At 70.8% G+C, this 24,276-nt stretch carries 22 protein-coding genes; 11 read left to right on the forward strand and 11 right to left on the reverse strand.

What is annotated here, in order from left to right; translation table 11 throughout:
• Positions 1-43 precede the first annotated feature (43 nt).
• Complete coding sequence (gene msrA / locus AC1HIL_RS26945) at positions 44-595, reverse strand: peptide-methionine (S)-S-oxide reductase MsrA (RefSeq protein ID WP_057596283.1); 552 nt, start codon at positions 593-595, stop codon at positions 44-46.
• A gap of 99 nt (positions 596-694) precedes the next feature.
• Between msrA and AC1HIL_RS26950 the strand changes: the two genes are divergently transcribed.
• The 4 genes from AC1HIL_RS26950 to AC1HIL_RS26965 are packed head-to-tail and all read left to right on the forward strand — an operon-like array spanning position 695 to position 4,043.
• Positions 695-1,408: a TetR/AcrR family transcriptional regulator gene (locus AC1HIL_RS26950; RefSeq protein ID WP_057596284.1), complete on the forward strand. Its 714-nt coding sequence runs from the start codon at positions 695-697 to the stop codon at positions 1,406-1,408.
• Between the two features lie 42 nt (positions 1,409-1,450).
• Positions 1,451-2,128 carry a protein-L-isoaspartate O-methyltransferase family protein gene (locus AC1HIL_RS26955; protein WP_057596285.1) on the forward strand — a complete coding sequence of 226 codons (678 nt, stop codon included), beginning with the start codon at positions 1,451-1,453 and terminating at the stop codon, positions 2,126-2,128.
• A gap of 14 nt (positions 2,129-2,142) precedes the next feature.
• Positions 2,143-2,481 (forward strand): rhodanese-like domain-containing protein, encoded by a 339-nt coding sequence (locus tag AC1HIL_RS26960; RefSeq protein WP_057596286.1) that lies wholly within the window; start codon positions 2,143-2,145, stop codon positions 2,479-2,481.
• Between the two features lie 23 nt (positions 2,482-2,504).
• Positions 2,505-4,043 carry a TolC family outer membrane protein gene (locus AC1HIL_RS26965; RefSeq protein WP_057596287.1) on the forward strand — a complete coding sequence of 513 codons (1,539 nt, stop codon included), beginning with the start codon at positions 2,505-2,507 and terminating at the stop codon, positions 4,041-4,043.
• Positions 4,044-4,047: 4 nt separating this feature from the next.
• Here the strand turns inward: AC1HIL_RS26965 and AC1HIL_RS26970 are convergent, their stop codons facing one another.
• Together AC1HIL_RS26970 and AC1HIL_RS26975 are read right to left on the reverse strand one after the other, a co-directional pair.
• Positions 4,048-5,478 carry a 3-deoxy-D-manno-octulosonic acid transferase gene (locus AC1HIL_RS26970; protein WP_261214398.1) on the reverse strand — a complete coding sequence of 477 codons (1,431 nt, stop codon included), beginning with the start codon at positions 5,476-5,478 and terminating at the stop codon, positions 4,048-4,050.
• Positions 5,479-5,487: 9 nt separating this feature from the next.
• Entirely contained in the window at positions 5,488-6,870 is a 1,383-nt protein-coding gene (locus tag AC1HIL_RS26975; RefSeq protein ID WP_057596288.1) for a phosphomannomutase/phosphoglucomutase, read from the reverse strand.
• 111 nt (positions 6,871-6,981) lie between these two features.
• Here AC1HIL_RS26975 and AC1HIL_RS26980 point away from each other — a divergent pair, with 111 nt between their 5' ends.
• The 3 genes from AC1HIL_RS26980 to AC1HIL_RS26990 all read left to right on the forward strand — a co-directional run bounded on the left by AC1HIL_RS26980 (position 6,982) and on the right by AC1HIL_RS26990 (position 10,090).
• A complete protein-coding gene (locus AC1HIL_RS26980) occupies positions 6,982-8,589 on the forward strand; it encodes a DNA-3-methyladenine glycosylase 2 family protein (RefSeq protein ID WP_422096375.1) in 1,608 nt (535 codons plus the stop codon).
• Positions 8,590-8,595: 6 nt separating this feature from the next.
• Positions 8,596-9,093, forward strand: a complete 498-nt coding sequence (locus tag AC1HIL_RS26985) for a methylated-DNA--[protein]-cysteine S-methyltransferase (RefSeq protein ID WP_057596290.1) — start codon at positions 8,596-8,598, stop codon at positions 9,091-9,093.
• A gap of 64 nt (positions 9,094-9,157) precedes the next feature.
• The gene (locus AC1HIL_RS26990; protein WP_479670452.1) at positions 9,158-10,090 is read left to right on the forward strand and encodes a DMT family transporter; all 933 of its coding nucleotides are present in this window, start codon (positions 9,158-9,160) and stop codon (positions 10,088-10,090) included.
• Between the two features lie 15 nt (positions 10,091-10,105).
• Here AC1HIL_RS26990 and AC1HIL_RS26995 read toward each other — a convergent pair whose 3' ends face one another.
• Positions 10,106-10,768, reverse strand: coding sequence for a DUF1345 domain-containing protein (locus tag AC1HIL_RS26995; RefSeq protein WP_057596292.1), 663 nt, complete (start codon positions 10,766-10,768; stop codon positions 10,106-10,108).
• 190 nt (positions 10,769-10,958) lie between these two features.
• On the opposite strand from AC1HIL_RS26995, the gene AC1HIL_RS27000 reads away from it, so the two are divergent.
• From AC1HIL_RS27000 to AC1HIL_RS27010, 3 genes are all read left to right on the forward strand, one after another.
• Positions 10,959-11,708 (forward strand): c-type cytochrome, encoded by a 750-nt coding sequence (locus AC1HIL_RS27000; RefSeq protein ID WP_057596303.1) that lies wholly within the window; start codon positions 10,959-10,961, stop codon positions 11,706-11,708.
• Positions 11,709-11,718: 10 nt separating this feature from the next.
• Positions 11,719-13,011, forward strand: coding sequence for a c-type cytochrome (locus tag AC1HIL_RS27005; RefSeq protein WP_261214388.1), 1,293 nt, complete (start codon positions 11,719-11,721; stop codon positions 13,009-13,011).
• A 263-nt stretch (positions 13,012-13,274) separates the two neighbouring features.
• Positions 13,275-14,105, forward strand: a complete 831-nt coding sequence (locus AC1HIL_RS27010) for a hypothetical protein (RefSeq protein ID WP_261214386.1) — start codon at positions 13,275-13,277, stop codon at positions 14,103-14,105.
• A gap of 45 nt (positions 14,106-14,150) precedes the next feature.
• Here AC1HIL_RS27010 and AC1HIL_RS27015 read toward each other — a convergent pair whose 3' ends face one another.
• From AC1HIL_RS27015 to AC1HIL_RS27025, 3 genes are read right to left on the reverse strand one after another with little or no spacing between them, the layout of a single operon-like run.
• The gene (locus AC1HIL_RS27015) at positions 14,151-15,704 is read right to left on the reverse strand and encodes an AMP-binding protein (protein ID WP_479670453.1); all 1,554 of its coding nucleotides are present in this window, start codon (positions 15,702-15,704) and stop codon (positions 14,151-14,153) included.
• A 5-nt stretch (positions 15,705-15,709) separates the two neighbouring features.
• A complete protein-coding gene (locus tag AC1HIL_RS27020) occupies positions 15,710-16,846 on the reverse strand; it encodes a DUF5938 domain-containing protein (protein ID WP_479670454.1) in 1,137 nt (378 codons plus the stop codon).
• A gap of 55 nt (positions 16,847-16,901) precedes the next feature.
• Positions 16,902-17,705, reverse strand: a complete 804-nt coding sequence (locus tag AC1HIL_RS27025; RefSeq protein ID WP_057596297.1) for an SDR family NAD(P)-dependent oxidoreductase — start codon at positions 17,703-17,705, stop codon at positions 16,902-16,904.
• Positions 17,706-17,918: 213 nt separating this feature from the next.
• On the opposite strand from AC1HIL_RS27025, the gene AC1HIL_RS27030 reads away from it, so the two are divergent.
• On the forward strand, positions 17,919-18,602 hold the full coding sequence (locus tag AC1HIL_RS27030) for a TetR/AcrR family transcriptional regulator (RefSeq protein ID WP_479670455.1): 684 nt from the start codon (positions 17,919-17,921) through the stop codon (positions 18,600-18,602).
• Position 18,603: 1 nt separating this feature from the next.
• Here the strand turns inward: AC1HIL_RS27030 and AC1HIL_RS27035 are convergent, their stop codons facing one another.
• The 4 genes from AC1HIL_RS27035 to AC1HIL_RS27050 all read right to left on the reverse strand — a co-directional run bounded on the left by AC1HIL_RS27035 (position 18,604) and on the right by AC1HIL_RS27050 (position 24,121).
• Positions 18,604-19,566, reverse strand: coding sequence for a LysR substrate-binding domain-containing protein (locus AC1HIL_RS27035; RefSeq protein ID WP_057596299.1), 963 nt, complete (start codon positions 19,564-19,566; stop codon positions 18,604-18,606).
• A 90-nt stretch (positions 19,567-19,656) separates the two neighbouring features.
• Positions 19,657-21,279 (reverse strand): tannase/feruloyl esterase family alpha/beta hydrolase, encoded by a 1,623-nt coding sequence (locus AC1HIL_RS27040; protein WP_479670456.1) that lies wholly within the window; start codon positions 21,277-21,279, stop codon positions 19,657-19,659.
• A gap of 35 nt (positions 21,280-21,314) precedes the next feature.
• Positions 21,315-22,730, reverse strand: coding sequence for an FAD-binding oxidoreductase (locus tag AC1HIL_RS27045; RefSeq protein ID WP_479670457.1), 1,416 nt, complete (start codon positions 22,728-22,730; stop codon positions 21,315-21,317).
• 74 nt (positions 22,731-22,804) lie between these two features.
• Complete coding sequence (locus AC1HIL_RS27050; RefSeq protein WP_479670458.1) at positions 22,805-24,121, reverse strand: MFS transporter; 1,317 nt, start codon at positions 24,119-24,121, stop codon at positions 22,805-22,807.
• Between the last annotated feature and the right edge of the window lie 155 nt (positions 24,122-24,276).

A 24,276-nucleotide genomic window follows, 5' to 3' on the forward strand; every position in this document is an offset into this window, starting at 1 on the left:
GAATCGGGCCAGGGCGGCCCGGAGCGGCAGGGTCAGTCCTTCTTCACTTCTTCACGCGCGCGGCGAAGGTCTTCTGGAACTTCTCGACCTTCGGTCCCACGACGAAGGCGCAGTAGCCCTGGTTCGGGTGGTTCAGGAAGTAGTCCTGGTGGTAGGCCTCGGCGGTCGAGTAGTTGTCGAGCGGCTTGACCTCGGTCACCACCGGCGAGGCGTAGGTCTTGCCGGCCTCGATCTCGCGGATGACCTCCTCGGCCACCTGCTTCTGCGCCTCGGTCGTGTAGTAGATGCCGCTGCGGTACTGGGTGCCGACGTCGTTGCCCTGGCGGTTGAGCGTCGTGGGATCGTGCACCACGAAGAAGATCTCGAGGATCTCGCGCAGGCCGATCTGCGCCGGGTCGAAGCTCAGTTTCACGACCTCGTTGTGGCCGGTGCGGCCGGTGCAGACCTGCTCGTAGCTGGGGTTGACCGTCTGGCCGTTCGCATAGCCCGATTCCACGTCGACCACCCCCTGCACGCGGTCGAACACCGCCTCGGTGCACCAGAAGCAGCCGCCGCCGAGCACGATGGTTTCGGTGGTGGAAGGCGAAGAGGACATGGGAAGGCTCCTGAGGAACTGACAAGCGAACCCGATATTGTCGCGGCTTGACGCATCCGATGCGGCTCACTACATTACTAACCCGCGAGTCATTAAACAATGCCCACCCCCCGATTCCTTGCCGACAAGATCTGCCCGGTCCGCGCCAAGCGCGAACGGCGCAAGGAGGCGCGCCCCGGCGAACTGCTGGCGGCCGCCCTCGATCTGTTCGTCGAGAAGGGCTATGCCGCCACCCGCTCGGAAGAGGTGGCGGTGCGCGCCGGCGTCTCCAAGGGCACGCTGTTCCTCTATTTCCCGAGCAAGGAAGAGCTGTTCAAGGCCGTGGTCATCGAGAACCTCGGCGGCCGTTTCACGGAGTGGAACCAGGAATTCGAGACCTTCGAGGGCACCACGGCCCAGATGCTGCGCTACTGCATGCGCGTGTGGTGGGAGCGCGTGGGCCTGACCCAGGCCTCGGGCCTCACCAAGCTGATGATGAGCGAGGGCGCCAATTTCCCCGAACTGGCCGCTTTCTACCGCCAGGAGGTGGTGCAGCCGGGCCATGCGTTGCTCCGGCGCATCATCCAGCGCGGCATCGACCGCGGCGAATTCCGGCCGGTCGACGTCGACCACACCATCTACTCGGTGGTCGCGCCGATGATCTTCCTGATGCTCTGGAAGCACTCGGCCAACCTCTGCGTCGACGAGGGCGGCAACTTCGACCCCCTGCGCTACATCGAGGCGCAGGCCGACGCGGTGCTCTACGGCCTCAGCACCCGGCCGCGGGCGCAGGCCGAACCCGACGAAGCCGCTGGCCCGTCGGGTGCCGCCTAAAATTGAAGGTTTGTCCTGACCCGCCCCCCAGAAGGAAAACCCATGAGCACCGCCCCCACCCTCGAGCGCTTGCGCTTCAACATGATCGAACAGCAGATCCGCCCCTGGGATGTGCTGGATATGGAAATCCTCGACCTGCTCGCGGCCATCCGCCGCGAGGACTACGTGCCCGAGGCGCACCGCGCGCTGTCCTTCTTCGACATGGAGCTGCCGCTGCTCGACGGCTCGGTGCCCGGCGAATTCATGCTGTCGCCCAAGGTCGAGGCCCGCACGCTGCAGGACCTGCACGTGCAGAAGCACGAATCGGTGCTCGAGATCGGCACCGGCTCCGGCTTCATGGCCGCCCTGCTCGGCGCCCGCGCCGCCAAGGTGCTATCGCTCGAAATCAACCCCGAGCTGGCCGCCCGCGCCGCCGAGACGCTGCGCCAGAACGGCGTGACCAACGTCGAGGTGCGCCATGCCGACGGCGCCGTGCCGCTGCCCAGCGGCCCGAGCTTCGACGTGATCGTGCTCAGCGGCTCGGTCGCGCGCATTCCGCAGAACCTGCTCGGCTCGCTCAAGGTCGGCGGCCGCCTGGCGGCGATCGTCGGCGACGAGCCCATGATGCGCGCCCACTTCGTGACCCGCACCAGCGAGAGCAAGTGGGACACGATCCAGCCCTGGGACACGGTGGCGCCGCGCCTCCTGAACTTCCCCGAGCCGTCGCGCTTCGCGTTCTGATCCGGGTCCACCGCATGATCGATCAAGTCCGCCCCGCCGACCTCGCCGCCTGGTTTGCACAGGACGCCGACGCACCCGCCGTGCTGCTCGACGTCCGCGAGCCCTGGGAGCTGCAGACCGCGAGCGTCGCCCCGGCGGGCTTCACGCTGCTGGCGATCCCGATGAACGAGATCCCCGCGCGCCTGTCCGAGCTCGACGAGAACCAGCGCATCGCCTGCCTGTGCCATCACGGCGCCCGCAGCCAGCGCGTGGCCGCCTTCCTGCACCAGAACGGCTTTGCGCAACTGGCCAACGTGGCCGGCGGCATCGACGCCTGGTCCGCGCAGCACGACCCCGCCGTGCCGCGCTACTGATTCTTCTCCCCCAAGGACTTTCAATGCCTCCCAGGCCCCGGCTCCTGCCTCTTTCCGCAGCCATCGCAAGCCTTCTTGCCACGCTGCTCGCATCGCCGGCCCAGGGCCAGACACTGAACGAACTCTATGAATCGGCGCGTGGCTTCGATGCCACCTACCAGGGCGCGCGCGCCCAGTACGACGCCACCGTGGCGCGGGCCGCGCAGGCCAGGGCCGGCATCCTGCCGGCCGTCGGGCTCAGCGCGGGCGTGAACCGCAACAACCTCGACATCGACGTCATCACGGGCAACCAGCAGGGCAGTTCCTCGCGCGACTTCACGCAGCAGAACATCGGCATCAACGCCACCCAGCCGCTGTACCGGCCCGCCAACTGGGCCACCTGGGAACAGGGCAAGCGCCAGGCCGAGATCGCGCAGTCGGTGTTCACCATCGCCGAACAGGACCTGATCGTGCGCGTGAGCCAGGCCTACTTCGACGTGCTCGCGAGCCAGGACAGCCTGGCGCTGGTGCGCGCGCAGAAGGCGGCCGTGTCCGAGCAGCTCGCCTCGGCCAAGCGCAACTTCGAGGTCGGCACCTCCACCATCACCGACTCGCGCGAGGCCCAGGCCCGCTACGACCTCGTGGTGGCGCAGGAGATCGCGGCCGAGAACGACCTGCGCGTGAAGAAGATCGTGCTCGACCAGCTGGTCGGCCGCCCCGGCAGCGTGCCGGTGCCGCTGGCGGTGCCGGTGGTGCTGCCGACCGCGCAGCCGGCCGACATCGAGGCCTGGGTGGCGCAGGCCGACGCCGGGCATCCGGCGATCCGCCAGGCGCAGCTCGGCGTCGACGTGGCGGGCCTGGAGATCGAGAAGGCGCGCGCCGGCCACAAGCCCACGCTGGACGCCAACCTCGGCTACAACGTCACGCGCAACCCCAACGGCACCAGCACCAGCAGCGTGGGCACGCGCATCAACGCCGCCACCGTGGGCGTGACCTTCAACCTGCCGCTGTTCGCGGGCTTCGCGACCGAGAACCGCATCAAGGAAACGCTGGCCCTCGAGGACCAGTCGCGCAGCGTGCTCGACGGCACGCGCCGCAACGTGGCGCAGGCCACGCGCGCGGCCTACCTCGGGCTGGTCTCGGGCGCGGGCCAGGTCAAGGCGCTCGAGGCCGCCGAGGCCTCGAGCCAGAGCGCGCTCGACGCCAACCGCCTGGGTTACCAGGTGGGCGTGCGCATCAACATCGACGTGCTCAATTCGCAGAGCCAGCTCTACCAGACCAAGCGCGACCTCGCGCAGGCGCGCTACAACGTGCTGCTGGGCAACCTGAAGCTGCGCCAGGCCAACGGCACGCTGAGCGTGGCCGACATGGACGCCATCAACGCCACGCTGGCGAAGAACGGCAGCGTGCCCGCGGTGCCGGCCCCATCGACCGCGCCGGCCGATCCGAACGCCGTGGCCGTGCCGCCCGCGCGGCCCAGCGTGCCGGTGGTGCCGCCGGTGCCGGTGGCGCCGTTCAATCCGCCGCCGCCCGCGATCCCCGTGGCACCGCCTCCGCCGCCGGTGCTGAACCCGGGGCGCTGAAACCCTAATCGAGCGTCGGTTCCGCGCGCTCGCGCGGACCTTCCGGCGCGGGCTGCGCGGCCTGGACCGGCGGCTTCGCGGGCTCGTCGGCCAGCGCGGGCTCCACCGCTTCCTCGGGCTCGGCCGCCATCGCGATCGCGAGCACCGCAGCCGCCGTGCGCTCGGCCGCGCCGCGATTGGAGGACGAGAAAGCCTGCGCGGCCTGCGACATCGCCTCGCGGCGCTCGCGGTTCTCGACCAGCTTGAGCGCGCTGGTCACGGCCTGCTCCATGGTCTCCACGCGCAGCGAGGCACCGGCCGCGAGCGAGAGCTGCGCGGCTTCCGCGAAATTGAAGGTCGACGGCCCCATCACGACCGGGCAGCCGCAGGCCGCGGGCTCGATCAGGTTCTGGCCGCCCAGGGGCTCGAAACTGCCGCCGAGCAGCGCGACGTCGGCCAGGCCGTAGTACAGCGCCATCTCGCCGAGCGAGTCGCCGAGCCAGATCTCGGACTCGGACGGCTGGCCCGCGGCGCTGCGGCGCGCCACGGCGAAGCCCTCGGCCTCGATCAGCGCGGCCACCTCGTCGAAACGCTGCGGATGGCGCGGCACGATCATCCACTGCACGTCGTGCACCCGCTTCGAGATCGAGCGGACCGCGCCCTGCTCGGGCGGCACCGGCGCGGTGGCGCCGAAGCGGCGCAGCACCTCGAGCAGCAGGCGTTCCTCGCCGTCGCGCGAACTGGCCAGCACCACGATCGGCTTGGGCAGCGTGCCGCGCAGCCGGGCGGCTGCATGGAGCTGGCGCACGTCGGGCGTGGCGTCGAACTTGAGGTTGCCGTAGATGCCCGAGACCTTGGCGCCCAGCGACACCAGCCGGTGCGCGTCGGCCTCGGTCTGGGCCCAGACCGCGCTGAGCGCCGAATAGGCCGGCCGTGCCAGCCAGCCCAGCCGCTCGGCCGAAGCCAGCGATTTCTCATTGAGCCGGGCATTGGCCAGCACCAGCGGGATGCGACGCTCGGCGCAGGCCGCGGCCATCTCGGGCCAGACCTCGGTTTCCATCAGCACGCCGATGCGCGGCTGGAAGCGGTCGAGGAAGCGCGCCACGGCGCCCGGCGTGTCCCAGGGCTGCCAGACCTGCGTGTCGCCCTCGCGCAGCAGCTTGGCGCCCTCCTCGCGGCCGGTGGCGGTGCCGTGCGTGAGCAGGATCGGGATCTCGGGGAACTGGCGCCGCAGCTCCTCGATGAGGATGGCGGCGGCGCGCGTCTCGCCGAGCGAGACCGCGTGCACCCAGCACTGGGCGTGGCCGGTGGTGGCGGTGTCGTAGTGGCCGAAGCGCTCCTCGACCGCCACCGCGTAGCCGGGCTCGGCCGCCGCGCGGCGCCGCAGCTTGCGGCGCACCAGGGGCTGGGCCAGGGTGGTGAAGGCGCCGTACAGGCGCAGCAGCAGCGAACGCACGGCCAAGGTCTAGTGCGCCGCTTCGGCGAGCGTGGCGTCGGGCTTCACGGTCTTGAGCAGCGCCAGCATGCGGGCCTCGATGCGCTCGAGCGCCGCCTGGGTCTGGCCCTCGAAGCGCAGCACCAGCACCGGCGTGGTGTTGGAGGCCCGGATCAGGCCGAAGCCGTCGGGCCAGTCCACGCGCAGGCCGTCGATGGTCGAGACCTTGGCCGGGGCCTCGAAGCTCGCCTCCTTCAGCAGCCGCTCGACCACCGCGTGCGGCTCGCCCTCGGCGCACTTCACGTTGAGCTCGGGCGTCGAGAAGCTCGTGGGCAGCGCGTTGAGCACGTCGCTGGCGTTCGGGCTCCTGCTCAGGATCTCGAGCATGCGGCAGCCCGCATAGGTGCCGTCGTCGAAGCCGAACCAGCGCTCCTTGAAGAAGATGTGGCCGCTCATCTCGCCGCCCAGCGGCGAATCGAGTTCCTTCATCTTCGCCTTGATCAGCGAGTGGCCGGTCTTGAAGATCAGCGGCTGGCCGCCCGCGGCCTCGATGGCCGGGCCCAGGCGCTGCGAGCACTTCACGTCGTAGACGATGGTGCCGCCCGGCACGCGCGACAGCACGTCCTGCGCGAACAGCTGCATCTGGCGGTCGGGGAAGATGTTCTGGCCATCCTTGGTGACGATGCCCAGGCGGTCGCCGTCGCCGTCGAAGGCCAGGCCCAGTTCGGCGTCGCCCCGCTCCAGCGCGGCGATCAGGTCCTCGAGGTTCTCGGGCTTGCTGGGATCGGGGTGGTGGTTCGGGAAGTCGCCGTCGACCTCGCTGAACAGCTCCGTCACCTCGCAGCCCAGGGCGCGGAAGATCGCCGGGGCCGAGGCGCCGGCGATGCCGTTGCCCGAATCGACCACGATCTTCATCGGCCGGGCGAGCCGCACGTCGCCCACGATGCGCTGCGTGTAGGCCTCGGTCACGTCGACCTGGCGCACCGAACCGCCCGCGGCGAGCGTCGCGCTGCCGTCCTCCATGGTGCGGCGCAGCGCCTGGATCTCGTCGCCGTAGATCGCGCGGCCGGCCAGCACCATCTTGAAGCCGTTGTAGTCCTTGGGGTTGTGGCTGCCCGTGACCTGGATTCCGCTGGTGGCGAGCGTGTGGGCCGCGAAATAGAGCATGGGCGTGGTGACCGCGCCCACGTCGATCACTTCGACGCCGGTGGCCACCAGGCCGCGGATCAGCGCTTCGGACAGCGAAGGCCCCGACAGGCGCCCGTCGCGCCCCACGGCCACCGACTTCTCGCCGGCGGCCCGCGCCGCGCTGCCGAAGGCCCGGCCCAGGGCTTCCGCCACCTCGGGGTTCAACGTGGAGGGCACCACGCCGCGAATGTCGTAGGCCTTGAAGATCGACGCGCTGAGCTGCATGAAAAAGGATTCCCTGTGATTCGTGGACCGGGGGATTGTAGGCACCCGCCATGGGGCGCACATGTCCGAAAACGGCCAGTCGAAACGCCTCGAAACCTTAATATTTGGCCCATGACGAACGCCAATGCCTCCCCCGAAGAGCTCGAGAGCGATGCCTGCTACCTGGCGCTGAAGACGCACGACGCGCGCTTCGACGGCTCGTTCTTCACCGCCGTGACCTCCACCGGCATCTACTGCCGGCCGGTCTGCCGCGTGAAGCTGCCGCGGCGCGAGAACTGCCGCTTCTTCCGCCACGCGGCGCAGGCCGAGGCCGAGGGCTTCCGCCCCTGCCTGCGCTGCCGGCCCGAACTGGCGCCGCGCCCCATGGGCACGGCCAACTGGTCGACCGAGGACGCCTCGCGCATCCTCGCGCAGCAGGCGGCGCGGCTGATCGACGAGCCCGACGCCTGGACCGACGAGGGCCCGGGCGCCGCGCAGATCGCGGCCCGGCTCGGCGTCAGCGACCGCCACCTGCGCCGCATCTTCGAGGCCCAGTTCGGCGTCTCGCCGCTGCAGTACCTGCAGACGCGCCGCCTGCTCGCGGCCAAGCAGCTGATCGCCGACACCCGCCTGCCGATGACGCAGGTGGCGCTGGCCAGCGGCTTCGCGAGCGTGCGCCGCTTCAACGCGGCCTTCGTCGAGCACTACGGGCTCAATCCGAGCGCCTTGCGGCGCGCCGGCGGCACCGAGGGCGGCGACGGCCGCGCGATCGAGGTGCGGCTGGGCTTTCGCCCGCCCTACGACCCGAACGCGATGCTGGGCTTCTTCGCGCGGCGCGCGCTGCGCGGGGTCGAGCGCGTGACGGCCGAGGACGGCAAGGTGCCGGCGGTGGGCAAGAACACCCGGGCCCCGGCCTTCACGCGGCTGGCGCGCACGCTGCGCGTGCAGCACGGCGCGCAGGTGCATGCGGGCTGGCTGCAGCTGCGCTTCGACATGGCGCGCGAACAGATGCTGCTGTCGGTCAGCGATTCGCTGGCGCCGGTGCTGCCGGTGGTGATCAGCCGCGCCCGCGCCATGCTCGACATCGACGCCGACCCGATGGCCATCAACGCCGCGCTGCACGACGCCTTTCCGCACGGCGACGGGCTGCGCGTGCCCGGCACGGTCGACGGCTTCGAGCTCGCGGTGCGCGCGGTGCTGGGCCAGCAGATCACGGTGGCCGCGGCACGCACCCTGGGTTCGCGGCTGGTCGAGGCCTTCGGCGAACCGATCGCCACGCCCGTCGACGGGCTCGACCGCCTGTTCCCCACGCCCGCCGCCATCGCGGCCGCCAGCGGCGATGCGCTGGGCCAGCTCGGCATCGTGCGCCAGCGCCAGGCCGCGCTGCATGCGCTGGCGCGCGCCGTGGCAGAAGGCCGGCTGCCGCTGCATGCGGGCGCCGACGTGCCCTCGACCATCGCCGCGCTGCAGGAGCTGCCGGGCATCGGCGCCTGGACCGCGCAGTACATCGCGATGCGCGCGCTGCGCTGGCCCGATGCCTTTCCGGCCGGCGACGTCGCGCTGCAGAAGGCGCTGGGCGTGAGCACCGCGCGCGCCGCGAGCGAGGCCTCGCAGGCCTGGCGCCCGTGGCGCAGCTATGCCGTGCTGCGCGCCTGGCACGCACCCGTCCCTTCCACGCCGTCCGCCGAGCCAGCCGCCGCGGACATCCCCTCCACTCCCACGGCAGGCCTCACCGCCTGAGAAGCCATGAAGTTCAAGAAGACCGTCATCTACACCTCGCACTACGACAGCCCGCTCGGCGGCATCACCATGGCCGCCACCGACGCCGGCCTGGCCGGTGTCTGGTTCGACCAGCAGCGCCACTGGCCCGACACCACGGGCTGGCAGACACGCGACGACCACCCGGTGTTCGTCGAAACCGCCGCGCAGCTGCGCGACTACTTCGCCGGCAAGCGCGACCGCTTCGAATTGCCGCTCGACCTGTCACACGGCACGGCGTTCCAGCAGAGCGTGTGGCAGGCACTGCTCGCGATCCCCGCGGGCGCCACCACCAGCTACGGCGCGCTGAGCGCGAACGTCGGCAACCCGGCCGCGGTGCGCGCGGTGGGCGCGGCCGTGGGCCGCAACCCGATCAGCGTGATCGTGCCCTGCCACCGCGTGCTCGGCGCCGACGGCTCGCTGACCGGCTATGCCGGCGGGCTTGAGCGCAAGAGCGCGCTGCTCGAGCTCGAAGGCGTGCGTTAGGCTCGCGGGTCGGGAACGCCTGGCCCACGGCCAGGCGCAAGAGAACACACAACGACAACACCGCATGACCACCTCCACCACCACCGCCGCCGGCGCACCCAAGCCCAAGGGCTGGCTCGTCGACCTCGTGCTGCTCGGCGCGCTCTGGGGCGCCTCCTTCCTGTTCATGCGCATCGGCGCCGCCGAGTTCGGCGCGCTGCCGACCGCGGCGGTGCGCGTGAGCATCGCCGCGCTGTTCCTGCTGCCGATCGCGCTGCTGCGCGGCCAGGGCCCCGCGCTCGCGCGCCACTGGAAGCCCAGCTTCTCGGTCGGCGTCTTCAACTCGGGCCTGCCCTTCGCGCTGTTCAGCTTCGCGGTGCTCAGCATCAACAGCAGCCTCGCGGCCGTGCTCAACGCGGCCACGCCGATGTTCGGCGCGCTGGTGGCCTGGGCCTGGTTCCGCGAGCGGCCCGACGGCTCGCGGCTGGTCGGCCTGGTGATCGGCTTCATCGGCGTCGCCATGCTCGCCAGCGGCGGTGCCGGCCTGCACACCGGTGCCAGCAACCTCGCGGCGCTGTGGGCCATGCTGGCCTGCCTCGCGGCCTGCCTGTGCTACGGCATCTCGGCCAGCGCCACGCGGCGCTTCCTCACCGGCGTGCCGCCGCTGGCCACCGCCACCGGCAGCCAGATCGGCGCCTCGCTGTTCCTCGCGCTGCCGGCCGTCTGGCTCTGGCCCGCGCAGATGCCGGGCCTGCGCGCCTGGCTCGCGCTGCTCGCGCTCGGCATCGCCTGCACCGGCGTGGCCTACATCCTGTTCTTCCGGCTGATCGAGCGTGCCGGCCCGGCGCGCGCGCTGACCGTGACCTTCCTGGTGCCGGTGTTCGCGGCCTTCTACGGCGCCGTGTTCCTCGGCGAGACCATCACGCAGTGGATGCTGATCTGCGCCGCGGTGATCGTCTGCGGCGTGGCGCTGTCGACCGGCCTCGTCAAGCTCGGGCCGCGCGCCGCGAAGGCCTGAAGACCTGGGACGGGATCAGATCGCGCCGGCCACCACGTTGACCGACAGCGCGAGCACCAGCATGTTGAACGCGAAGGCCAGCACGCTGTGGATCAGCGTGATGCGCCGCATCTCGCGCGAGGTGGCCTGCACGTCCGACACCTGCGAGGTCATGCCGATCACGTAGGCGTAGTAGAGGAAGTCGAAGTAGTCGGGGTCTTCCTTGCCCGGGAAGTCCAGCCCGCCCGCATCGGGCCCGCGGTGCTTCTCGTCGTTGTAGTAGCGGTGCGCGTAGTGGAAGGCGTAGATGGAATGCATCATCAGCCACGAGCCCGCGAGCGCCACCAGCCCGAGTCCGATGTGGACCGCGCGCTCGATGCCGCTCAGCTGCTTCACCTGCTGCAGCAGCATCGCGATCGCCACCACGCTCGCGCCCACCACCACCAGCATCGACACCAGGATCATCAGGTTCGGCTGGTCGAGCGACTGCGCGCGCTCGCGCGTGCGCTGGGCATCGAAGGTGTCGGCCAGCCACCAGGTCAGCACCTGGTAGACCAGCACGGCCGCGCACCAGCCGGCCAGCCCGCGCGCCATCAGGCCCAGCGGCCAGGGGATCGCCGCGACGGCGACGCCGACAATGCCGCCATACAGCAGGCGCTGCGGACCGGTGGTGGTGGACAGGGGATGGAGCGTGGACATGGGGCGCAGCTTAGCGCCGTGGCCACGGCGCTGCGCGGTGCGGCGCGAGCGATGGGACTTTTTGTCCCAGCGCACGCCGCCGCGCGCGGGCGCTGGTATGGTCACGACGTCCCCGGGGCACCGCGCCGGGCCCGACGACGTTTTCCCACGAAGCAACGACGTGCGGCCGATGCAGCCGCGCCCTTCCGCCATGAGACACGTGCGACTTCCTTCGCGACCCCTGCACCACGGGCTGCGCGCCACGCTGGCGGCACTGGCCGTCGCGACCTTCGGCCTGCTCGGCCTCCAGTCCGCGCGCGCGGCCGAACCGGCCGGCGTTCCCGACACCATCGAGCAGCGCGTGGCCGCCTGCATCGCCTGCCATGGCCGCCAGGGCTCGACCGGCAACGCGGCCTTCTTCCCGCGGCTGGCCGGCAAGCCCGCGGGCTACCTGTTCAACCAGCTGCGCAGCTTCCGCGATGGCCGGCGCTCCAACACCGACATGAACTACATGGTGCGCCACATGTCCGACGCCTACCTGCAGGAGATCGCGGACTACTTCGCCGGCCTCGACCTGCCCTATGCCGCGGTCTCGCCGACCAGCGACGCGGCTCCCGCGCAGCTCGCGCGCGGCCGCCAGCTCGCGCTCGAGGGCGACGCCGCGCGCAGGATCCCGGCCTGCGTGCACTGCCACGGCGCCGCGCTCACGGGCGTGCAGCCCGCCATCCCGGGCCTGCTGGGACTGCCGCGTCTCTACGTCTCCTCGCAGCTCGGCGCCTGGCTCACCAACGAGCGCCATGCGCTCGCGCCCGACTGCATGGCCGAGATCGGAGGCCGCATGACCACCGCCGACATCAACGCCGTCGCGAGCTGGCTCGCGGTGCAGCCGATGCCCGCCAACCCCAAGCCGGTGTCCGCGCCGGCCGCGCCGCTGCCGATGGCCTGCGGCGGCATGCAGTGAGGCCGCGACGATGACCGCGCTCAAACGCCTCTGCTGGACCCTGCTCGTGCTCGTGCTGCTGCTGGCCGCCGTGGCCGGCGGCGTGGTCGCGCTCAACCTGCGCGGCGAGGCCGCCATCCCCGAGCAGGCCGAGGCCTTCGAGGCCACGCCGCAGCGCATCGAGCGCGGCCGCTACCTCGCGCTGGCCGGCAACTGCGCGGGCTGCCACACCACGCGCGGCGGCCAGGCCTACGCGGGCGGCCTGCCGATCGAGACGCCCTTCGGCACCATCCACTCGACCAACCTCACGCCCGATGCGCAGCACGGCATCGGCGGCTGGAGCAGTGCGCACTTCTGGCGCGCGATGCACAACGGCCGCTCGAAGGACGGCCGGCTGCTCTATCCCGCCTTCCCCTATCCGAGCTTCACGCGCGTCACGCGCGAGGACTCCGACGCCATCTACGCCTACCTGCGCAGCCTGCCCGCGGCCGACACGCCGAACCGGCCGCACCGGCTGCGCTTCCCCTACGACACGCAGGCCGCGCTCGGCGTCTGGCGCGCGCTGTTCTTCACGCCGCAGACCTTCGTCGCCGACGCGGGCAAGCCGGCCGAATGGAACCGCGGCGCCTACCTGGTCGACGGCCTGGGCCACTGCATCGCCTGCCACGGCAGCCGCAATGCCTTCGGCGCCACCGAGACGCAGCGTGGCCTCTCGGGCGGCCTGATCGCGGTGCAGAACTGGTACGCGCCCTCGCTGGCCGATCCGCGCGAGGCCGGCGTGTCCGGCTGGCCCGCCACCGAGGTGGTGGCGCTGCTGAAGAACGGCAGCGCGCCGCGCGGCTCGGTGATGGGCCCGATGGCCGACGTGGTGTTCGAGAGCACGCAGCACCTGTCCGAGGCCGACCTCTCGGCGATGGCCGCCTACCTCAAGGACCTGCCGGCCGTCGCGCAGGAGGCCGGCGACGCCAAGCCCGCGCGCCCCGCCACCTACCGGCGCGATGCCGGCGAGATGGCGCGCGGCAACCGCATCTACGACCAGCGCTGCGCCTACTGCCATGGCGACCAGGGCCAGGGCGCGCCGGGCGCCTACCCGCCGCTCGCGGGCAGCCGCGCCGTCAACATGGCGCGGCCCGTCAACCTGATCCAGGTCGTGAGTCATGGCGGCTTCCTGCCGACCACCGCGGGCAATCCGCGCCCCTACGGCATGCCGCCCTTCGGCGAGACGCTCGACGGCACCGACCTCGCGGCCGTGCTGACCTACATCCGCGGCTCGTGGGGCAACGACAGCGCGCCGGTCACGCAGCTCGACATCGCGCGGCGCTGAGGCGCGAACCGCGCCGCGCCCTAGGCCGGCGCGCGGCACATTACCGTCGGCTGAAGGCGAACGCGGGCATGGCGAATCTCCTACAGGCGCTGGCGGCTTCGACGCATACGCGCTATGGGCCGCACCTAATAACTTGGGGGTCAACAACAGGGAGCAGCGCCCCGGACACCGAGCGACACCGCAGGCCGGCACCGGCCTTCGCGGTACGGCGATCGAAGGTCCGAGGGTTCCATTTTTTGCCTCTTCTTCGAAGGACCTTCTTCATGCCCTTGCCCCGCTCGCGCGCCCGCGGCCACGCCACCCTCGTCGCCGCCCTGGCCGGTGGCGGCCTGCTCGCAGCCGCCACGCCCGCCCTCGCCGACCCGTCGCCGGCGCTCGACCGCTTCAGCCTTTCCGTCGGTGCCTATGGCGCCGACCCCAAGTTCGACGCCTCGGTGGGCACGCCCTATGGCGCGCTGCGCACCGGCGACATCAAGCCCGGCCGCGTGACCATGCCGCGCATCACGGCCGACGTGCTGCTCGGCGACACGCAAGGCCTCTCGTTCGACTACTTCCGCTACAAGCGCGACTACTTCGGCGGCCTCTCGGGCGGCACATCGCTCGGCGGCCTCGGCACCATCGCGGCCTTCGGCAATGCCAACGTCGACACGCAGGTCGATTTCGCCAAGCTCTCGTACAAGTGGTGGATCGGCTCGGGCAACACGGTGCTGGGCCTCGGTGCCGGCGCGGCCTACTACCGCATCAAGCTCGGCGTGAGCGCACTCGCGGGCGTCAACGGCCAGTTCGGCACGCTCAGCGAAAGCTCGAGCCGCGATGCGATCGCGCCGCTGCTCGAGATCGGCGTGCGCCACGCGATCACGCCCGACCTGCGGCTGTTCGCCGACGCCTCGGGCGTGTGGAAGAACGGCGGCAGCTCGCACGGCAACATCTACAACGCCGCGGCCGGCGTGGAGTGGTTCCCGGTCAAGAACGTGGGCCTGGTGCTGGCCTACAACGTGACCAACATCGACATCACGCGCGACAGCGGCTTCGCCGACGCGCGGCTGAAGATCCGCCTGCAGGGCCCGACGGCCTCGCTCAAGGCGCGCTTCTGATCGGAGGCCCACCGGCGGCGGCGCACCGCCGCCGGTCGGCCGCCCCTATTCGCCCGGCTCGCGCGTCAGCGCCGCGAGCAGGATGGTGCGCACGTCCTTCTTGAGCACCTTCCCCACCTTCGATCGCGGCAGGTCGGCCCACACCTCCACCTGCTTGGGTGCCTTCACGCTGCCGATGCGCGCCTTGACGAAGGCCTTGATCGCCTCGGCATCGATGCTGCGGCCCGCCTGCGGCTGCAGCACCGCCACCACGCGCTCGCCCCACTTCTCGTCGGGCAGGCCGATCACCGCGCTGTCCTGCACGTCGGGGTGCTGCATCAGCGCCTGCTCGACCTCGGCCGAATAGACGTTGAAGCCGCCCGAGATGATCATGTCCTTGGCGCGGTCGACGATGTAGAGGAAGCCGTCGTCGTCGAGCCGGCCGATGTCGCCCGTGTGGTGCCAGCCGAAGCGCGAGGCCTCCTGCGTGGCCTTCGGGTCCTTGTAGTAGCCCTGCATCACGAGCGAGCCGCGCACCACGATCTCGCCGCTCTCGCCCACGGGCAGCAGCTCGCCTTCGGCGTTCATCACGCCCACCTGCACCAGCGGCCCGGGCCGTCCCGCCGAGGCGAGGCGGTGCTTCGCCACCGAGCCGTCGGCATTGAAGTGCTCGCGCGGCGACATCATCGAGATCATCATCGGCGCCTCGGTCTGGCCGAAGAGCTGGGCCATCACCGGGCCGATCTTCGTGAGCGCCTCCTCGAGCCGCGCGGCCGACATCGGCGCGGCGCCATACCAGAAGCACTGCAGCGAATCGCGCTTCGTCGCCGCGAGTTCCGGATGCTGCAGCAGCATGTAGATCAGCGTCGGCGGCAGGAAGGCGTGGGTGATGCGGTGGCGCTCGATCAGCGCGAGGAACTCGCCGAGGTCGGGCTTGGGCATGATGACCACGCGCCCGCCGAGCGCCATCACCGGCAGGCACAGCACGCCGGCCGCGTGCGTGAGCGGCGCGAGCGCGAGGTAGGCGGGCCGGCCCTCGAAGGGATAGCCCATCAGCGTGAGCGCCGACATCGCCTCGAGGTTGCGCCCCGTGAGCATCACGCCCTTGGGCTGGCCCGTGGTGCCGCCGGTGCCCGCGATCATCGCCACGTCGTCGGGCGGCGCGATGTCGAGCGGCGCGTCGTCCAGGCCCTCGAGCCAGTCGTCCATCGACGGCGCGAAGGGTTGCCGCGCATCGAGGCAGACCAGCGCGCGCAGCTTGGGCAGCTGCGAACGCATCTGCTCGACCATGGGCGCGTAGTTGCCGTGGAACACCAGGCAGGCGCAGTCGAAGGCATCGAGCACGAAGGCGTTCTCGCTCGCTTCGTTGCGCGGGTTGATCGGGCACCACACACCGCCCGCGCGCGAGATGCCGAACACCGTGGCGAAGGCCATCGCATCGTTGCTCGAGAGCACGGCCACCTTGTCGCCCGGCTGCAGGCCCGCGCGCTGCAGGCCGCGCGCCACGCGCCAGCTGATGCGCTGCACCTGGGCATAGCTGAAGTCGGCCTCGCCCAGGGTCAGGCAGGGCGCATCGGCGCCCAGCTGGGCGCCCTTGTCGAGGTAGTCGACGAGACGCATCGGGGTCAGCCCATGCGCGTGATCACGGGCTCCTGCACCAGGCCGAAGCCGCGCAGCGCACCCAGCAGCTCGCGATGGCCGAAGGCCTGGCAGCCCGAGGCGAAGCCCGCGCGGCGCGGCGGCTGCTGCAGCAGCGAGGCCGCCGCATAGGCCTGCAGCAGGCCGGTCTGCTTGTAGTTGCAGTTGCCGAAGATCACGCAGTGCACGCGGCCCAGCGGACCCGAGGCATGCACCGAGTCGACCGACTTGTTGATGCGCGGGTTCTCGCGCGGCGGCATGGTGTTCATCACGCTCGACGCGGTCTTGGCCAGCGCCTCGTAGCGATCCTGCTCGTTCATGCCCTCGGTGGCCTTGAGCGCGGCCGCCACGATCTGCGGCACGCCCATCATCAGCGGCTTGTTGAAGACGCCGCCGAGCACCTTCACGTTGGCCACGCGCGGATCGCGCTTGAACCACACGGGATGCGAGGTGCCGCCCCAGGGCAGCGCGAGCGCGGCCTCGTGCTGGCCCGGGATCGACAGGTGGTAGAGGCCCGCGTCGGGTTGCCACTCGACGTACTCGTTCTGCTCGAGGTAGTAGGCCTTCGAGGTGGCGGCGTTGACCAGGATGGTCTGCGTCGACGCGATGGTCGGGCTGCCGCCCCAGAACACGGCGATGTCGAGCGTGTCGAGCCCGGGGGTCTCGAGGCACAGCTGCGCCGCGATCTCGCCCGTGGTGTACATGTGGGCCAGGCCCGGCGACAGCAGCAGCCCCGCGGCGGCGAACCTGGCGCCCCATTGCTGGTCGAGCGTGATCAGCCAGTCCTGCTCGCCCGTGGTGTCGGTGTAGTGGCAGCCGGCGTTGAGGCAGGCCTCGACCACCTCGGGGCCGAACTTGGCGAACGGCCCCACGGTGTTGAGCACCACCGAGGCGCCGGTGAAGAGCTCGGTGAGCGCCTCCACCGAATGCGCCACCTCCACCACCTCGTAGCGCGCGGTCTCGATGCCGGGCACGTTGGACTTCATCGCGGCGTCGAGCTTCTCCTGGCTGCGGCCCGCGGCGATGAACGGGATGTTGTACTCGCGCAGGTACTCGCAGACCAGGCGCCCGGTGTAGCCCGAGGCGCCGTACACGATGACCGGCTTCTTGTTCTTGCTGCTCATGTCGTCTCTCCTTTTTCTTGCCTGATGTGTGACTCGTTCTGTTCGCGCATGGCCTTCACATGCCCATGCCGCCGTCCACCGCGATGCCGGCGCCGGTGATGAACCGGGCCGCGTCGGAGCAGAGGAAGACCACCACGTCGGCCATGTCGCCGACCTCGCCGAGCCGGCCCAGCGGCGTCTGGCCGATCACGTCGCCGACGGCCGCCTCCACGCTGGGCGCGAGGCCCGCGGCGACGATGTCGTTCGCGAGCTTCATGCCCATGTCGGTCGGCACCAGCCCCGGGTAGATGCAGTTGACGCGCACGCCGTAGCCCAGCTTGCCGGACTCCATCGCGGCCACGCGGGTCGCGCGGTCGACCGCCGACTTGGTGGCCGAATAGCCCGCGATGGCGGGGAAGGCGATGGTCGCGGCGACCGAGGCGATGTTGACCACCGCGCCGCCCGCGCCCGCGGCGCCGCCCGGGCGCATCGCGCGGAACGCGTGTTTCATGCCCAGCAGGGTGCCGGCCACGTTCACGTCGAGCATGCGGCGCAGGTCCTCGGCCTGCACGTCGACCACCAGCGAGGTGATCTCGATGCCCGCGTTGTTGACCACGATGTCGAGCCCGCCGAGCTCCTTCACCGTGGTCTCGACGGCCGCGGCCCAGGCCGCGTCGTCGGTGACGTCGAGCGGCACGAAGCCGGCCTTCGCCCCGCCGGACGAGAGGCGCTGGGCGGTGGCCCGCCCCACGTCGGCGAGCACGTCGCCGATCATCACCGCCGCGCCGGCCTCGGTCAGCGCCTGCGCAATGCTGGCGCCGATGCCGCGCGCGCCACCCGTCACGAGCGCCTTGCGCCCCTTCAGATCGAACTGTCCCATCGCTTGTCTCCTGTGGTCTGGTTGTGAGATGGAGCGGTCATCCTAGAAATCGTCTTGACGAGTGTCAAGAATTTCTTTGACGAGTGTCCAGATTTTTTAGAATGGGGGCCGGCGCGGGCTGGAACGCCGTTTCGCACGGGCGTGCCATGCGTGCTATGGTTTGCAGATCAACGGACAACGAGAGCGGCTCGCGCATCGCGCGGCGCGGTGGAAATGACGACACGACAGCAGGAACAAGCGTCGACGGCCCGGGTGCCGAAGGCCAGGGTCGACAAGTTCGAGGAGCGGCGCGCCGAGCTCGGCGAGGCCGCGCTGACCACGCTCGCCACGCTCGGCTACGCGCGCACCAGCCTGCGCGAGATCGCGCAGAACACCGAGTTCTCGCACGGCGTGCTGCACTACTACTTCACCGACAAGGTCGACCTGATCGTCTGCAGCGTGAAGCAGTACAAGGCGCGCTGCGTCAAGCGCTACGACCATGCGGTCGACAGCGCCACCACCTTCGACGAGCTGGTGGAGGGCTTCCTGCAGAGCCTGGCCGACACGCTGCGCGACGAGGGCCACATGCACCGCCTGTGGTACGACCTGCGCTCGCAGGCGCTGTTCGAGGCCGCCTTCCGCGACGACGTGACCGAAATCGACAAAAGCCTCGAGGCGATGATCTGGCGCATCATGGCCCGCTTCGAGGAGCTCGCGGGCGTGCCCACGGGCCTGCCGCCCGCCGCGGCCTATTCGCTGTTCGACGGCCTGTTCCAGCAGGGGCTGCTGCGCCACCTGTCGGGCGAGGCCGATGCGGCCGAGCGCATGAAGGACGACGTGCGCGCGGCGATCCTGCGCCTGTTCCCGCGGCCCGCCGAGCTCCGCAAGCCGGCGGTCGCGCGCAAGCGCCGCGCCTGACTCAGGCCTTCGTTTTCCTCGCGGCCTGCACGGCCCGCGCGCCGGCCCATTCGCCCGACGCGCACAGGCCCTGCATCACCTCGGCGATCAGCGCGCAGATGGCGCGCTTGGCGTTGCCGGTCGGCAGGTGCACCGAGACGCACAGCCCCAGCGTGCGGAACATCGCGCCGGAGGCAATGCGGTGCGCCGCGAGCCGCCCTTCGCTCACCTCGCGCTGCGCGAGCCCCAGCGGCATGATGGTCGGCCCGAGCCCCGCCTCGACCGCGGCCTTGAGCGTGTAGACCGAATTGATCTCGGCCGCCACGCGCGCGGCCGGCTGTCCCGCGGCCTCGAGCACCGCGTCGACCAGCCAGCGCGTGCAGTGCCCGTGCGCATTGGCGGGCCACACCAGCGGCCGCGCGGTCGCCTGCTCGATGCTCACCTCGCCCTCGGGCAGCGCATGCGGGCTCTGCGGCGATTCGAGGAACACGAAGTCCTCCTCCACCAGCGGCGTGAAGGCCACGTCCTCGGCCGGCATGGTCGGCGAGAACACGGCCACGTCGACGCGGCCGCGCGTGAGCTGGTCGGCCATGTTGCCCGTGAGCTCCTCGTTGAGGTGCAGCACCACGTCGGGATAGCGGCGCGCGGCCGCGCGCATCAGCGGCAGCGCGATCATCGGCGACACGCTCTGCGGCAGCGCCGCCACCACCGAGCCCACCACCGAGTCGGCCGCCACGTGCACCGCCGCGCGCGCATCGCTGACCTGCTTGGTGATGCCTTGCGCGTATTCGTAGAACACCTTGCCGGCCTCGGTCATCGCCACGCCGTTGCGGCTGCGCAGCAGCAGCTGGGTGTCGAGCTCGGCCTCGAGTTCGGCCATCTGCTTGCTCAGCGCCGACTGCGCCACGTAGAGCTGCTGCGCGGCGCGCGAGAGGCTGCCGCAATCGACGATGGCAACGAAATACTTGAACTGGCGCAGTTCCATCGGCGGGGTCTCCGGCCATTCGCCACAGGGTTGCGGGAACGGCCGGCCATTCTAGGCCGCGCGTTCGCGGCCCATGGGTCGGACAAGGCCTCAGTTCACGCAGTCGAAGCTCTTCGCATCCTTCGTGTCGCCCGCGCCCTTGTAGCGCGGGTACGCCGGGTACTTGCACATCGGCCGCGCGAGCGCGGTGGCGCCCGTGGCCGCGTCGAGCTTGCGTTGCACCAGGCCCTGGGCCGACGCGGGCACGCCCTGCTCGACCCAGGTCGCCATCGCCTTCAGCAGGTCGACCTTGTCGGCGCCCGGCCCGCCCGCGCAATGGCCCACGCCAGGCGCGAGGAACAGCTCGACGGTCTGGTCGGCCTTGGGCTGTCCCAGCTTGCCGACCACCTGGTCGTAGTAGCGCGAGGTGTCGCGCGCGCTCACCGAGGTGTCGTTGGTGCCGTTCCACAGGATCAGCTTCGCGCCGCGCGCATGCAGCCGCTCCAGGTTGGGGTCGGCCGCGCTGAACAGGCCGCCGACCACGCCCATGCGCGCGAGCCACTGGTCGGGGTTCCAGGCCAGCGTGTCGAAGGCCGGGTCCTGCGTGATGAACGAGCGCACGAAGCCGTCCGAGAACATGCCCTGGATCGAGTTGCCGCCGAGCGCCGCCTGCGGCCAGATGTACGAGCCCCAGCCATCGGCCGTGTTCTCGAGGCCGAAGTTGTAGCCCGGGTGCGACCAGGCGCCGTCCGAGGTGGCGACCGGCGAGGTGATGGTCTTCACCGTGGCGATCTGCGCGTCCGACAGGCAGGCATCGCCGGTGTCGGCGCCGCCCGCGCAGCGCAAGGGCGCAGGGTCGTAGTTGCAGGCCGCGGGCTTCGAGACGATGCCGTCGGCCACGCCGTCGAGCGCATCGCACTGCGCGAGCACCGCGTTGGCCAGCAGCGTCTGCTTGGCCGGGTTCAGCGTGTTGGCCGGCACGCGCACCTGCTTCGAAATGCGGTTGAACTGCACGAACAGGCCCATGATGTTGCCGGCCGGGGCGCGCGCCACGATGCCGTCGAAGTCGTCCGGGAAGCGCTGCGCGAGCATCAGCGCGTCGTGGCCGCCCATCGAGCAGCCCTCGAAGTAGCTGCGCGCGGGGCCGCTGCCGAAGAAGGCCGCGATCAGTTCCTTGCCCGGCGGCAGCGCGCGGTGCTCCGACTGCTGCGTGAAGTCGAGCAGCTTCGCGGGATCGGCCGCGAAGCGCGCCGCGAAGTAGCCGGCGTCGCGCACGCCGGGATAGTCGTAGCCGCCGTTGGTGCCGATCGTGGCGTAGCGCTCGCTGAAGATCGAGGCGCTGAACTGCGGATCGGCCGCGCTGGGCAGCGTGCCGTCGAAGCCACCACCGCCGATGAAGGCCAGCTTGCCGTTCCAGCCCGAGGTCGGCAGGCGCGCCTCGAAGCGCAGGCTCGAACCCTGGAAGCTCGCCGTGAGCACGCAGTATTCGGGCTGAACGCCGGTGGCGGCGACCAGCTTCGCATCGTCGACGCGCACCGCGCCTTCGGCGACGGATCGGCCCTTGAACGCGGGGCATTTCTCGGCCAACGACTGCGCGGGCGGCGGTGCCGCCGGCGGCGCGCTCGCCGGTGGCACCAGCGGCACGAAGCCGCTGCCACTGCCCCCGCCACCGCATCCCGCCATCAACGCTGCCGCGGCCATCGCGACCCATGTGTGCTTGTGCGAACGCTTCATCGTCTTGTCTCCTGTGTTGTCGTATTCGGGGGTACTCAGACCGCGGCGTGGCCCACGACCTTGCCGGGATTGAAGATGTCGTGCGGATCGAGCGCGCGCTTGATCGCGCGCATCAGCCCCACCGCCTGCGCGCCGTGCTCCTCGACCAGGTACTGCATCTTGTGCAGCCCCACGCCGTGCTCGCCGGTGGAGGTACCGCCATGGCGCAGCGCGCGCTGCACCAGCCGATGGCTGAAGGCTTCGGCGGCAGCGTTCGCGGCGGCATCGTCGGGATCGACCAGCACCAGGCAATGGAAATTGCCGTCGCCCACATGCCCGAACACCGGCGCCAGCAGCTCGTGTTCGGCGATGTCGGCCTGGGTCTCGTCGATGCATTGCGCCAGCGCCGACAGCGGCACGCAGGCATCGGTCGTGAGGCTGCGGCTGCCGGCCTGGAGCTGCAGGCAGGCGAAGTAGGCGTGATGGCGCGGCGTCCACAGCCGCGAACGCTCTTCCTGCCGCAGCGCCCACTGGAACGCACCGCCACCATGGCCGGCCACGATCTCGCGCACCAGCGCGGCCTGCTCGTCGATCTGCGCCTTGCTCGCGCCGAATTCGAGGAACAGCGTCGGATGCTCGGCCAGCGTGGTGCGGCTGTGGGCGTTCACGGCGCGGATCGTCAGCGCGTCCAGCATCTCGGCGCGCGCGAGCGGCACGCCGAGCTGGATCGCCTCGATCACCACGTCGACCGCCGCGCGAACCGAGGGGAAATGCACCACCGCCGCCGCATGCGCCTCGGGATGCGGATGCAGCCGCACCGTGGCCTCGGTGATCAGCCCCAGCGTGCCTTCGGAACCGCAATAGAGCTGCGTGAGGTTGTAGCCGGCCGAGCTCTTGCGCGCCTGCGTCGCGGTGCGCACCACCTCGCCTTCGGCCGTCACCACCGTGAGGTTCACGAGGTTGTCGCGCATGGTGCCGTAGCGCACGGTGTTCGTGCCCGAGGCGGCGGTGGCGACCATGCCGCCGATCGAGGCGTCGGCGCCGGGGTCGACCGAGAAGAAGAAGCCGGTGTCGGCAAGCGCCGCGTTGAGCTGGCCGCGCGTCACGCCGGCCTCGACCGTGGCCGTGAGGTCGCCGCCGCGGACCGCGAGCACGCGGTTCATGCGCGAGAAGTCGATGCACACGCCGCCCTGCACCGCGAGCAGGTGGCCCTCGACCGACGAGCCCACGCCGAAGCCGATCACCGGCACGCGTTCTCGTGCGCAGGCGCGCACCACGAAGGCGACCTCGTCGGTGCTCTGCACGAACACCACCGCGTCGGGCGGCTGCGGCGCATAGGCCGATTCGTCGGTGCCGTGCTGCAGCAGCACGGCCTGGCTGGTCGACAGGCGTTCCTCGAAACGCCGTTGCAGCAGCGCGAGCAGTTCGGCCGAGGGCGAACGACGCGCAGGGGAGATCACGACCGCATCCATGGGGTGGGACTTTCTGTGGGGAACCGGGAACGAAGCGCCGCGGGCGAACGCCGCGGCGCGAAAAAGACGAAGACTCAGCGCCGCGCGGCGGCCGGCTTGGCCAGCAGCACCAGCACCGCGCCCGCCACCAGCAGGCCCGCGAGCATGTGCAGGCCCGCGTCGGTGCTCTGCGTCGCGTCCTTGATCAGGCCGATGAGGAAGGGCGCGCTGAAGCCCGAGAGGTTGCCGAAGGAGTTGATCAACGCGATGCCCGCGGCCGCGGCGGCACCACCGAGGAAGGCCGTCGGCATGCCCCAGAAGATCGGCAGGGTCGACATGATGCCCATGGTGGCCAGCGTGAGCCCGGCCATCGCGAGCACCGCGTTGCCGTGGAAGGCCACGCTGAGCACCAGCCCGATCGCGCCCACGATCGCGGCCAGCGCGCTGTGCCAGCGGTACTCGAGCCGGCGGTCGGCGCTGCGCGCCATCAGGTACATCGCGACCACGCCGAAGGTCCACGGGATGGCGCTCAAGAGGCCGATGTCGAGCGCGCCCTTCACGCCGATCGCCTTGATGATGCTCGGCAGCCAGAACGAGATGCCGTACAGGCCCGAGGTGTAGGCGAAGTACACCAGCGCCAGCAGCCAGACGCGGCCGTTGCCCAGCACCTCGAGGATGCGCGGCTCGGCCTTGCCCTGGTTCTCGGCCGCGATGTCGCGCGCGATCAGCTCGCGCTCGGCGGTGCTGAGCCATTGCGCGTCCTTCACGCGGTCGTCGAGGTAGCGCCACACGACCAGGCCCAGCGCCACGGTCGGCAGTCCCTGCAGCAGAAAGAGCCACTGCCAGCCGGCCCAGCCGTTCACGCCGCCCATGCCCTGCAGGATCCAGCCCGAGATCGGGCCGCCGAGGATGCCCGCGAACGGGATCGCCGCGAGGAACAGCGAGGTCGCCTTGCTGCGCCGCGCGGCCGGGTACCAGTAGGTCAGGTACAGGATGATCCCGGGGAAGAAGCCCGCCTCGGCCGCGCCCAGCAGGAAGCGGATCACGTAGAAGGACATCGGCGAGCTCACGAACATGGTGCCGGCCGACAGCAGGCCCCAGGTGATCATGATCCGCGCGATCCAGCGGCGCGCGCCCACGCGGTGCAGCACCACGTTGCTCGGCACCTCGAACAGGAAGTAGCCGATGAAGAAGATGCCCGCGCCCAGGCCGTACACCGCCTCGCTGAACTGCAGGTCGCCCTGCATCTGCAGCTTGGCGAAGCCGACGTTGACGCGGTCGAGGTAGGCCACGATGTAGCAGACGAAGAGCAGCGGGATGAGCCGCCAGCCGACCTTGCGGTAGACGGCATCGGCGCCGCCGTCCTCTTGCGCCGCCGCTGCCCGGGGCCGTGTGATCGCGCTCGTGTTCATGGAGTGGGTGTCTCGCTGTGCTGGTAATTCGGTGCGCCGATGGTCGCGGCGGCACGCGAAGGCACCGCAGCGGGTTTACGCGCAAGATTCATATGGATTGAAGATCGGCGCATCTCCGATCGAGATGCTCGCCATGCCCCCATGGCGCGCCGGGC

The sequence above is a fragment of the Variovorax sp. ISS6 genome, assembly GCF_056523145.1.